Source organism: Mucilaginibacter sp. MD40, assembly GCF_002288635.1.
GTDB lineage: Bacteria > Bacteroidota > Bacteroidia > Sphingobacteriales > Sphingobacteriaceae > Mucilaginibacter.
This window is the reverse complement of the sequence record NZ_NRSW01000001.1, coordinates 3,343,563-3,356,359: the sequence shown is the minus strand read 5'-3', so window position 1 is coordinate 3,356,359 and position 12,797 is coordinate 3,343,563. Positions and strand designations below refer to the sequence as shown.

General features: G+C 47.5%; 7 protein-coding genes. 5 read left to right on the top strand and 2 right to left on the bottom strand.

Going from position 1 to position 12,797, the window contains the following annotated elements; all coding sequences use genetic code 11:
• Positions 1 to 10: 10 nt before the first annotated feature.
• The 5 genes from CKK33_RS15070 to CKK33_RS15050 all read left to right on the top strand — a co-directional run bounded on the left by CKK33_RS15070 (position 11) and on the right by CKK33_RS15050 (position 11,003).
• Positions 11 to 1,558, top strand: coding sequence for an alpha-N-arabinofuranosidase (locus CKK33_RS15070; RefSeq protein WP_095704901.1), 1,548 nt, complete (start codon positions 11 to 13; stop codon positions 1,556 to 1,558).
• A 7-nt stretch (positions 1,559 to 1,565) separates the two neighbouring features.
• Positions 1,566 to 3,548 (top strand): alpha-L-arabinofuranosidase C-terminal domain-containing protein, encoded by a 1,983-nt coding sequence (locus CKK33_RS15065; protein WP_095704900.1) that lies wholly within the window; start codon positions 1,566 to 1,568, stop codon positions 3,546 to 3,548.
• 29 nt (positions 3,549 to 3,577) lie between these two features.
• Positions 3,578 to 4,603: a zinc-binding alcohol dehydrogenase family protein gene (locus tag CKK33_RS15060; RefSeq protein ID WP_233138230.1), complete on the top strand. Its 1,026-nt coding sequence runs from the start codon at positions 3,578 to 3,580 to the stop codon at positions 4,601 to 4,603.
• A 54-nt stretch (positions 4,604 to 4,657) separates the two neighbouring features.
• Entirely contained in the window at positions 4,658 to 6,835 is a 2,178-nt protein-coding gene (locus CKK33_RS15055; protein ID WP_095704899.1) for a family 43 glycosylhydrolase, read from the top strand.
• Between the two features lie 172 nt (positions 6,836 to 7,007).
• Positions 7,008 to 11,003 (top strand): Pls/PosA family non-ribosomal peptide synthetase, encoded by a 3,996-nt coding sequence (locus tag CKK33_RS15050; RefSeq protein ID WP_095704898.1) that lies wholly within the window; start codon positions 7,008 to 7,010, stop codon positions 11,001 to 11,003.
• Between the two features lie 9 nt (positions 11,004 to 11,012).
• Here CKK33_RS15050 and CKK33_RS15045 read toward each other — a convergent pair whose 3' ends face one another.
• Both CKK33_RS15045 and CKK33_RS15040 read right to left on the bottom strand, forming a co-directional pair.
• Entirely contained in the window at positions 11,013 to 12,137 is a 1,125-nt protein-coding gene (locus tag CKK33_RS15045) for a glycoside hydrolase family 43 protein (RefSeq protein ID WP_095704897.1), read from the bottom strand.
• A 22-nt stretch (positions 12,138 to 12,159) separates the two neighbouring features.
• Positions 12,160 to 12,747, bottom strand: coding sequence for a PAS domain S-box protein (locus CKK33_RS15040; RefSeq protein ID WP_095704896.1), 588 nt, complete (start codon positions 12,745 to 12,747; stop codon positions 12,160 to 12,162).
• Positions 12,748 to 12,797: the final 50 nt, after the last annotated feature.

The window sequence follows — 12,797 nt, the reverse complement described above, 5'->3', positions numbered from 1 at the left end:
GAAAGCCCTCATGAGATCATCCCTTTTAAAAGTATTAGGAGCATTGCTTATTTGTTCAGGCTCTGCGGTAGCGCAAACTACCATAACAGTTGATCTGAACAATACGTCGGCTAATCCCACCATCAGCAAATACATATACAGCCACTTTGCCGAGCACTTAGGTCGCGGCATTTACGATGGTTTTTATGTTGGCGATACGTCTAAGATACCTAATACAAACGGGGTGCGTAATGATGTTGTGGCCGCGCTGCGTAAAATGAAGATACCTTCTTTACGCTGGCCCGGCGGTTGTTTTGCCGATACTTACCACTGGCGCGACGGCATTGGTCCCAAAGATAAAAGGCCTGCCATTGTGAATAAATGGTGGGGTGGTGTAGTGGAAGATAACAGCTTTGGTACGCATGATTTTTTGAATATGTGTGAACTGCTGGGCGCAGAACCATATGTATCAGGTAACGTAGGCAGCGGTACAGTGCAGGAACTGGCCGACTGGATACAGTACACCGGGTCGGATAATAAAAACCCCATGTCTGACCTCCGCAAGGCCAATGGCCGCGATAAACCCTGGAGCGTAAAATTCTGGGGTGTGGGCAACGAGGCCTGGGGCTGCGGCGGTAACATGACGCCAGAATATTATGCCAACGAGTTTCGTAAGTACGCTACTTTTATGGGTAGTTCGGAGGGAAAAACAAAGCTGTTCAGGGTGGCTTCCGGTGCCAGCGACGATGACTACAACTGGACCGAAACCCTGATGAAGAATATACCGCATCACCTTATTGAGGGCGTGGCGGTACACCATTACGCGGTAATTGGCTGGGAGAAAAAAGGCCCGGCTACCGGCTTTACCGAGGAGCAGTATTTTACTACCATGCAGCGCGCACTGCAAATGGATACGCTGGTTACCCGCCATGCCCGCATTATGGATAAGTATGACCCTAAAAAGCAGATAGCCCTTGTGGTTGATGAATGGGGTGGATGGTACGATGTAGAACCGGGTACCAATCCCGGCTTCCTGTATCAGCAAAACACCATGCGCGATGCCATGATAGCCGGTACCACCCTGAATATTTTTAACAACCATGCGGATCGTGTGCGGATGGCGAATCTGGCGCAATGTATCAACGTATTGCAGGCGGTAATACTCACCAATAAGCAAAAAATGATCCTGACGCCTACTTATTATGTAATGGAGATGTACAACGTGCACCAGGATGCTACCTTACTACCTACCAAAGTAAGCGAAACAGATTATGCCTTTGGTAATGAAAAGCTGCCTGCCGTTTCGGCGTCAGCATCAAAGGACAAGGCAGGCGTTGTGCATATTTCTTTAACCAATATTGATCCGTCTAAAAAGCAAAAAATAACGCTTAAGCTTAATGGTCAAAACTTTAAAGGTGTAAGTGGCCGCATCCTCACCTCGGCTAAAACCGGCGATTGCAATACCTTTAACGCGCCTGATAAAATAAAAGCCGTGGCTTTTAATGGTGCGGTGTTAAAGGGTAACACGCTGGAGGTTACCTTACCTGCCATATCTGTAGCGGTACTTACACTTAATTAATTCAAAAATGAGATACTTCTTCCTTTCCGGCTTACTACTATGCACGCTGGGTTTAGCCAATGCACAAACCGCTAAACGTCTAAATTTTACAGTAAAAGCCGATAGCATAAAGGCGCATGTGCAGCCAACCATGTACGGGATATTTTTTGAAGATATTAACATGGCCGCCGATGGTGGCGTATATGCCGAACTCGTAAAAAACCGCTCATTCGAGTTCAATACGAACTTAATGGGTTGGGCCGAGCAACGAAAGGACGGCGGCAACGGAACAGTATCGGTTGTTGACCGTAAAACCGAGCGCCCGGAAAATCCTCATTATTTAACATTAAACGTAAATACCCCCAAAGGTTATTACGGTTTATCTAACGAAGGTTTTGGCGGTATGGGCATACGTAAGGGAGAAATGTATAATTTTTCGGTATTTGCCCGCCAGCATGCAGGCAGTAAGATCAGTTTATTGCTCGAACTGCATGATTCAACAGGGGCTATTATCGGGAAAACTACGTTATCGCCGCAGGGAACGGAATGGAAGCGTTACCACGCCACTATACAAGCCAATACCACCACTCCAAAGGCAAAGCTATATGTTTGGGCAACAAATAAGGGCAGTATTGACCTGGATATGATCTCACTTTTCCCTACCCACACCTGGAAGAACCGCCCCGGTGGCTTGCGTGCCGATCTGGTACAGAAGCTCTATGATCTTAAGCCCGGCTTTTTACGTTTCCCCGGCGGCTGTATTGTTGAGGGACGTGATCTGGCCAACCGTTACCAGTGGAAAAAAACCATTGGTGATGTTGATCAGCGCGAGAACATCATGAACCGCTGGAACGTGGAATTTGAGAAACGCCGTACGCCCGATTACTACCAGACCTTCGGCCTCGGCTTTATGGAATACTTCATGCTGGCTGAGGATATTGGCGCCGAGCCGCTGCCTATTCTTAACTGTGGCATGGCCTGCCAGTATAATACCGGACAGTTGGTGCCACTTAACCAGATAGATCCTTACATACAGGACGCGCTTGACCTGATAGAATTTGCTAATGGCTCGGCAGATACCAAATGGGGTAAGCTACGTATAGCCTTGGGGCACCCCAAACCCTTCAATCTTAAAATGATGGGGGTAGGAAATGAGCAATGGGGAGAGCAATACATAGAGCGCTGGAAAGTTTTTGAAAAGGCCCTTAAGGATAAATATCCACAGATACAGCTCATCTCAAGCGCTGGCCCCGATCCAAGCGGCGATAAGTTCGATTATCTGAACGCTACCTTGCGGGGCTTTAAAGCAGATATTTTAGACGAACATTATTACCGCGACCCCGACTGGTTCTTTAAAAGCGTAACCCGCTATGATAATTACGACCGTAAGGGAACCAAAATATTTGCAGGCGAGTATGCCGCACACAGTCCTAACAAGGCCGGTACCGAGAATGCCAATAACTGGCAAAGCGCGATAGCCGAGGCAGCTTTCATGACAGGCCTGGAACGTAACGCCGATGTGGTGCTGATGGCATCATACGCGCCATTATTAGCCAAGGTAGATGCCTGGCAGTGGAAACCCGACCTGATATGGTTTGATAACCTTAACTCATACGCTACGCCAAATTATTATGTGCAGCAGCTTTATTCGCTTAATAAAGGTACAGACGTGGTCCCCTTAACCCTAAACGGGAAGGCTGTGACAGGTCAGGACGGGCAGTTTGCCTCGGCGGTGCTGGATAAAAAGAACAATGAACTTATCATTAAAATAATTAATACCGGGAAGGATAAAATGGAAGCTGCTTTTGACATTACAGGCGCGGGCAGTTTGAAAAAAGACGGACTCCTCACCGTTTTACAAAGCGACGATCTGTATACCGAAAATACCATGAGCAACCCTTCGGCTGTAAAGCCCCATACACAAACTTTAACAGTGAATGGTAAAAACCTGGTGTTGGATGTGAAACCGTATTCTTTTAATGTGATCAGGTTAAAATTAGCCGGTAAATAAACCTGCATATGTATCAGGATCTAAAATATATGTCTACAGCAATAAAAACATTGGTTTGTGCTCAACCAGGCCAATTTACATACAGCAATAGGGAAATGCCTACACCTGCCGAAGGTATGGCCATTATCAAAATAAAACGCATAGGTATTTGCGGTACCGATCTGCATGCGTTTGAGGGTACGCAACCTTATTTTAACTACCCGCGCATATTGGGTCATGAGCTTGCCGGAGAATTGGTTGATGCGGGCGGGGCACCGGGTTTTGAGCCGGGCGAAATAGTAACGTTTATTCCATACTTCAGCTGTGGCAGATGTATTGCCTGCCGTAACGGTAAACCCAATTGCTGTACGGATATACGTGTATTTGGTGTACATATTGATGGTGGCATGGCCGAGTATGTACAAGTGCCGTCATCGGCATTACTGCATGGGCAGGGTCTTAGCGCTGATGAACTGGCATTAGTGGAGCCATTAGCTATTGGCGCCCATGGTGTGCGCAGAGCAGGGGTTACACCGGGCGAGTTTGTACTGGTAATAGGAGCGGGGCCAATTGGTTTAGGCATCATGGAGTTTGCCCGCATAGCGGGTGCCGACGTCATAGCAATGGATATAAACGCGCAGCGGCTGGAGTTTTGTAAGAACAGGCTCGGCATACCTCACATCATCAATGCCTCTACACAGGATGTTAATGAGGCATTAAAGCAGATCACCAATAATGATTTCCCAACCGTGGTGATTGATGCTACCGGCAGCCAAAAAGCCATCAATAATGGCTTTCAATACCTGGCACATGGCGGCCGTTACGTGCTGGTAGGTTTGCAAAAGAACGAGATAGTGGTGAGCCACCCCGAATTTCATAAGCGCGAGGCCACACTCATGAGCAGCCGTAACGCTACCAGGGAAGATTTTGAACAGGTTATTGCCACGATAAAGGATGGAAAGGTCGATCCGGCTAATTACATTACCCATCGAGTGGATTTTGATGAAGTGGCATCGGCGTTTCCGGATTGGCTCGATCCTAAGAACGGCGTAATAAAGGCAATGGTACAGCTATAGGATTTTTGAATAATAGTAATAGAATAACAACGGCTTAGTCCGCAGCATTTACGTATGAATATATCGGTATCTGAAATTTTAAAAAAAACAGCGTTGTTGCTGTTTGGGCTTTTCTGCTGCACCAGTTTTATAGTAAAAGCGCAAAATAAAACGCCTTACCAGGCCTACCTGTTTGTTTACTTTACAGGGAATGATAAAGCCGAGGAAGCCATACACTACGCTATAAGTGCCGATGGCTATCACTTCCGTGCGCTTAACCATGATCAACCGATAATTAATAGCGCCGAAATCAGCGAAACCGGTGGTGTGCGCGACCCGCATATCCTGCGCGGGCATGATGGCAAGACTTTTTACATGGTAGCTACGGACATGGTTTCGGCCAAAGGCTGGAGCTCAAACAGGGGAATGGTACTCATGACCTCAACCGACCTGATCCACTGGAAATCGAGTAAAGTTAATATTCAAAAAAGCTATTCGGGGCAGGATAGCCTGCTGCGGGTATGGGCCCCTCAAACCATTTATGACCCGGCTGCCGGGAAGTACATGGTCTATTTTTCCCTGAAACATGGTAACCAGCCCGATAAGATCTATTACGCTTATGCCAATAAGGATTTTACCGCGCTGGAAACAACCCCCAAACAGTTGTTCTATAACCCGGATAACGCGGCCTGTATTGATGGCGATATTGTAGAAAAAGGCGGTAAATATTATCTTTTCTTTAAAACGGAAGATCGCCAGCCGGGCATAAAGATCGCCGTATCAGACCATCTCACCGGCGGTTATGTAATGCAAAGCCAGGATTATGTACAGCAAACCAAATTACCGGTAGAGGGCGCAGGAACTTTTAAATTGAATGATGGCAGCGGGTATATCCTCATGTATGATATGTACACCAGCGGTCGTTACCAATTCACCAAAACAACCGACTTAAAGAACTTCAAAGTGGTAGATGCCGATGTAAGCATGAACTTTCACCCCAGGCATGGTACCGTTATGCCTATTACTACGGCCGAAGCGCAGCGCCTGGTAAGTAAGTGGATGTCGCCCGCGGAAGTAGTACAAACCATACAGGCCAAAGGCATCAAGGTGAATAATATTCGCCTGGATTCGGCTACTTCGATATTGTATCTGCCTCTGGTACCCGGGGCTGATAAGAAGGCTATAAAGCCGGTATTTGCCAACATACCGGGTACAACAGTTAAGCCACTTACGCCTTTAGATTTTTCTAAAGGCAGCGTAAAGTACCGTGTAAGCATTGCCGGGCACCAACCGGTGGATTATAAGTTGACCCTGATCGAAGAACACAACCCGGTATTGAATGGCTATTATGCCGACCCGGAAGTATTGTATGCCCAAAAGACAGGCAAATTTTATATCTATCCTACATCAGATGGTTTTACCGGTTGGTCGGGTACTTACTTTAAAGTATTCTCCTCGCCCGATCTGGTACATTGGGCGGATAACGGCGTCATGCTCGATCTGGCAAAAGATGTAAGTTGGGCAAAGCGCAATGCCTGGGCGCCATGTATCATCGAGAAAAAAATTAACGGCCAATATAAATATTTCTATTATTTCTGCGCGGCCCAAAAAATAGGCGTGGCTGTAGCCGATGATCCGCTGGGGCCATTTAAAGATAGCGGCAAACCGCTGATAGACAAATTGCCTAAAGGTGTAAATGGTGGCCAGCAAATTGACGCGGATGTGTTTACCGACCCTAAAACCGGCAAAAGTTATTTGTATTGGGGTAACGGGTACATGGCAGGCGCCGAATTGGCCGACGATATGGTATCTATAAAACCGGAAACCACCGTGGTACTCACGCCCGATGATACCTACCGCGAAGGTACCTACGTGTTTTACCGCAATGGTAAATATTACTTTATGTGGTCTGAAGATGATACACGCAGCGAAAACTACAAGGTGCGTTATGGTATAGCTAACAGTCCATTAGAAAAAATCACTATTCCTGCTAATAATATCGTGATAGCCAAAGATACACGCGCAGGTATTTACGGAACCGGCCATAATTCGGTATTGCAAATACCCGGCCGGGACGAATGGTACCTGGTGTATCATCGTTTCAATTACCCTGACGGGATTAAAATGGGCGATGCTGCCGGCTGGAACCGTGAGGTATGTATAGATAGCCTTACGTTTGATGCAAAAGGGATGATCAACAGGGTTACACCTACCTTAAAGGGCATAAAACCGGTAAAATTAAAAGCCAAATAAATTTTTTAGGGGCTTAACACAAACAGCCATAACCAACGTTAAAGTGTTGGCATTTTGGCGTGGATGATATTTGTGATAAATAGCATCCGCGTTGTTGCGAAACACGCGTGCGATAACCTATATTCGGTTTAGCCAATAGTTATTGTAAGCCTTGCCGTTAAACAGCCCCTACATGTTATCTACCAGTATATTAACAGGACCTCATAACCCCGAACTACTAAAGGAAGAATCCTTAGCATCCCTATACAGAGCTTCGGCGCTTAAATTTGTCGATAAAACCGCGCTTATATTCGGCCCAAGGCAATTAAGTTACAAAGAATTAGATCTTTGGAGCGACCAGATAGCAGCCTACATAGCCGCAAAAGGCGTTGGCCGCGGCCAGGCAGTAGGGGTGTGGCACAGCAGGGGTTTGCAATTACATGCCGTTATATTAGGTATATGCAAGGCCGGGGCAACTTATGTACCGGTAGACAGGGAAATACCCGAGGAAAGGTTACAGGTAATATTAGATGAGGCACAGGCCGCGGCATGTTTTAGCGATAGTACGCCTGATATTAATGCACCCGTTTGGCAGGTGCCGGCCTTCGATGCCAATAATACATCAATCGTATCTCCACCCGGCCCCGAGCCTGATGATATCGCTTATATCTTATATACATCGGGCAGTACAGGTAAGCCTAAGGGTATTCCTATTTCTCACAGAAATATTTGCCACCTCATACGGTCGGAGCAGCAGGTGCTGGGCTTGCGGGAAACAGACAGGGTATACCAGGGCTTTTCGGTGTCGTTTGATATGTGGTGCGAGGAAACCTGGATAAGTTTGCATGCGGGTGCTACCATCATTGTAGCCGATGCCACTACCGCAAAATCAATTGATGAACTGGCCGATGTGCTGCGACGTAACAAGATAACCGTATTGCACGCCGTGCCCAGTTTATTGGCGGTAATGGACGACGATATACCGACGCTGCGCATTATTAACGCGGGTGGCGAAGCCTGCACTGCCGCGGTATTAAAAAGATGGAGCAAACCCGGTAAAAATGTTTTTTATAATAGTTACGGCCCTACAGAAACTACCGTAACGTCAACCATGATAGCGCTTGGTCCCGATGATCCTATTACCATTAGCGGCCCGCTGCCTAACTATAACCTTGCCGTTGTTGATGAGGCTTTTAACGTTGTACCGGTAGGGCAGCAGGGCGAGCTGGTGATTTCGGGGCCCGGCTTAAGCAAAGGCTATGTGAACAGGCCGGAGCTTACCGCCGCCAAATTTTTGGTAAAGCCCGCGTCATTAGCAGACCTGCCGGGCAGCCATATTTATCTTACCGGCGACGCGGTAGCGATACAGCCCGACGGCACTTTACGCTTCTTTGGCCGTTTGGACGACCAGGTAAAGGTGCGCGGATACAGGATTGAACTCGGAGAGATTGAAACCCGGTTAAACGCGCTTGAAAACGTCAGCACTGCCGCTGTAGCAGTAAAAAAAGACACAGCCGGGCAGGATCAGTTGGTGGGTTATGTAACGCTTAAAAAGGATTCTCTTTTTGATGAGCAGGCTATGCGCCGCGAACTGGGTACGTTTTTACCGGTATACATGGTGCCGCTGGCCATTATGCAAATGGATACGCTGCCCAGGCTAACCAGTGGTAAAATAGACCGTAAAAGCCTGCCCGTACCAGAACAGTTGCTGGTACCGGTTGCCACAGGCGAGATAGAGGTAAGTGCCGATGCATCCGTATCTGAAAAAGTGATGGCCGGCCTGCGGCACTTTTTCCCGGGACAGGAGATACACCCCGAAACCGATTTTTTTACCGATCTGGGCGGGCATTCGCTGTTAGCGGCCAGTTTTTCATCGTGGTTGCGTAACAATGCCGGGTTGAAACAGGCCTCGCTGCGCGATATTTACACCAACAGGCCGGTGAGCAAGCTGATCAATGTATGGGAGCAGACCGACAATACGAGCGGTGATGCTGTAGCTGCGGAAGCCTCGGCGTTTGAGAAAGTACCTTTTTGGCGCCATGCTTTATGTGGCATAGCGCAGTTCTTCTCGCTTATTATCATTTACGGGTTATTCGCGGTGCAGATATTTGTACCCTACCTGGGTTATTATTACGTTGTGGCCCGCAGCGAAAGCGGCCATGGCGACCATGATATTGCTATCATCACAGCTTTGCTGCTCTACTGCCTTATCCCACCGTTGTTCTCTATATTGGGTATCGGTGCTAAATGGCTTATTTTGGGCAAGGTTAAAGAGGGTGAATACCCGCTTTGGGGGAGTTATTATTTCAGGTACTGGCTGGTAAACACCCTCTTGAAACTGGCGCCAGCGCAGTTTTTGAATGGTACCCCTATTTATCCCTTATACCTGCGCTTGCTGGGCACCAGGATAGCTAAAGACGCCCAGGTAAGCTCGGTAACTATCGGCGCTCATGACCTGCTGGAAGTAGGCGCGGATGCCAGCTTGAGTTCGGGCGTGGTACTTGATAACGTTAGTGTGGGTAACGGAAAGATCAGTTTCCGGAAAATAAAAATTGGTGCGCATGCTTACATCGGCAGCGCGGCGGTGATCTCTGGCGGCAGTGTTATTGAAGAAGCCGGCGAACTACAGGACCTGAGCCATTTGCAGGAGGGCAAAACTATTGCCGCATATGAGGTATGGAAGGGCAGCCCTGCTGAAAAAGTAAGAACAGCAGCGCCTGAGGAAATACCGGTGCCTGTGCCAACCAAATATATTAAGACCAAAACCTACGGGTTCCTTTTCAGCGTATTGCTGGTGGCTTTCCCTATCGTGGTATTACTGCCTTTGCTGCCCGTGCTGATCATCCTCAACAGACTGGACTTAGGCACCCCCGACTACGATTTTAGCTATTTTATACATGTGCCGCTTTTAACACTCGGTTACATTATCCTCTACGCGTTCGAAACGGTGTTGTTGTCCAGGTTGCTGTTATATAATATTAAACCCGGCACTTACTCGGTTTATAGTTCAACTTATGTGCGTAAATGGCTGTCAGATCAGCTCATCTCCATGGCGCTTATTGTGCTGCACCCGGTTTATGCAACAGTATTCGTGTCTATGTTCTTCAGGCTGTTGGGGGCCAAAATAGGGCGTAACACCGAGATATCTACCGCGAGTAACGTTACCCATACCATGCTGGAAATAGGTGATGAATCGTTCATCGCCGACGCCGTTACCTTGGGCGAAGAAGACATCCGCGCTCAGCGTTTGATACTCGATCGTACTACTGTGGGTAACAGCACATTTGTGGGTAACAGCGCGCTTATTCCGCAAGGCACCCATCTGCCCGATCAAATGCTGGTAGGCGTACTGTCGGTACCGCCAACGCTTCAACAGCAGCAGGAACATCCCAAAGTCGATTGGTTTGGTTCCCCGGCTATTGCTTTACCCAAGCGCCAGTCGAGCGGTGATTACCCGGCATCATTAACCACAACGCCCTCTGCAGGCAGGCGGCTGGCACGCGGAATAATTGAAGCCATCAGGATCATCCTGCCCGAAACGGTAATTATTTGCTGCAGTGTATTATTCATCGCCTACTGCCACGATCTGATAAAAGAGCGCAGCTTTTGGGAAGTGGTAGTTGAGTTACCCAAAGTGCCATTTTATTACCTGTTTTTTATGGGTTTCCCGGCTTTATTTGTTACGCTGCTGCTGAAATGGGTATTGGTAGGTAAGTACCGTAGCGGACAATGGCCTATGTGGACCAACTTTGTATGGCGCAGCGAAGCCATTACTACCACCTACGAGGCACTGGCCGTACCATTCCTGCTGGAGTTTTTGAAGGGTACGCCTTTCCTGCCGGTTGTATTAAGGTTGTTTGGCGTTAAAACGGGTAAAAGGGTTTGGCTCAATACCACAGATATAACCGAATATGATATGGTGAGCATTGGCGACGATGCCGCGCTGAACGAAGATTGCGGCCCCCAAACCCACCTTTTTGAAGACAGGGTAATGAAGGTAGGCGCTATAAAAATTGGCGATCGCTGCTCTGTAGGCAGCAGAAGCATTATCCTTTATGATACCCATATGGAAAGCGATGTTTCTTTAGAGCCGCTCTCGTTGGTAATGAAAGGCGAGCAACTGGCCGCCGGCACCAGCTGGACAGGTAGCCCCATACAGGTGGTGCCGGTTAAACCAACAGCCGGTTAATGGATTGGGTTATTTTTTAAATTCGTCCAGCGTCCAGTTATCTTTCCAGCTGATCTTGATATCGTTGCCATCAAATACGATGGGGAGCCAAAGGTATCGCCCGTCAATGGCGTTTTTGGGTGTCCATTTATCTGCCATAAAAATAAAAGCGTCCTTTTTGCCGGTAACCGGCAGTACGTAAGTGCTTTGGCCGCCAAAAGTAATATTAGCGCCGGGGCCTGTGCAAGGGTTACCGTGATAAGTCCACGGGCCAAAGATGTTTTTAGCCGTGAACCAGCGTGCAGCGTTAGGTGCCCAACCGGTGCAGCCGGAGCCTATCATATAGTAGAGGCCGTTTCGCTTAAACACCGCAGGTGCTTCGGTTTGGTGACCGATGTATACCCTTGAAAATTTACCGGTATGGCCGGTATAATCAGCCGATAGTTCGGCCACATCCAGGGTAAGGTTCTCTTCTGATGAAAAAATGTGGTAAGCCTTGCCGTCGTCATCAACAAAAACGGTCATGTCGCGGGCCATTTGGCCACCAGGTAGGTCGCGGCAAAAGATACTGTCGGCTTCGTTTTGTGGCTTAGCACAATTAACTTTCTCATTTTCAGGAGTGCCCTGCGGATAAAATGGCAGATGGCCTGGGTTGGGGCGGTAGCTTCTGATAAAAGTATAAGGCCCGGTGATCTTATCGGCTGTGGCTACCCCGGCTCTTGCGGCAGCATACCCCTTATCCAGCAATTCCAGGTGGAACCACATTACATATTTTTTTGTCTTTTTATTGTAGATCACCTTTGGGCGCTCAAGGATGCAGCCTTTAGCGATATCGCTTGCGGGGTCGTTAGAAACGCTAAGGGCTATCCCTTCATCTTTCCAATTATAAAGGTCTGTTGATGAATAGCAATGCACACCAACCATGGCCCGATTTCCCGCCCCGCCTTCAATCTTATGCTCACCAAACCAATAGTATTTTCCGTTATTATACAGCATACCGCCGCCATGCGCGTTTATATGTACGCCATTATTATCGGGCCATAATTGCCCGGGATAAAAGGCCTTTTGCTGTGCCTGGCAAACAGTTGTTACAGTTGTAAAGAAAAGACAGGTGAGGAATAATTTGAGGATAGTAGGGAGTGTAAAGGATTTCATCAATAGTTTATTAGTATAGTGTTCAAATACGCTTGTTGGATATTTCTTTTATAATGTTATCAAGTTCGGCCGTGCTTTCCTGCAGCATTTGGGCAATGCGTTTATAATGCGCCGGATCTTCTGTTTCGTTCAACAGATCTGCAAGGCCCATGATATTGGCCAGTGGCTTTCTTACCCCATGCGATTGCATGTAACTGATATCATCGAGGTTGGAAGTGGCCTGTTCTAACTTTTCCTGTATATCCACATAAGTAGTAATGTTATAGCCCACACAGAATATGCCCAGCGCATTACCATTTTCATCGGGCATGGCTTGCATTTCCCATTTGGTAATTACATAGCCGCCTTTACCATCGTGTTTTCTTAAAGTAACCGGAAACAACTTTTCGGGGTTAACAAAGCACAGCGGCCCTACCTTTTCACATATTTCCACATCATCGGGATGGAGGGTTACAGAGAAGTGTTGGCCTGTTAATGAACCTTTATTGGTGCCAAAATTCTGGTCGTAACTGGGGCTTACATACATATAGTTACCATCTAACCCGATAATAATGGTATAAAAGAGCTGCGATTTTTCAAGAAAATTACTGATCGGGATTCTTTTGTTCATACAGCGCAAGACCTCCGGCTAATTTAATTAATAAAGTATTAAGTGTATAA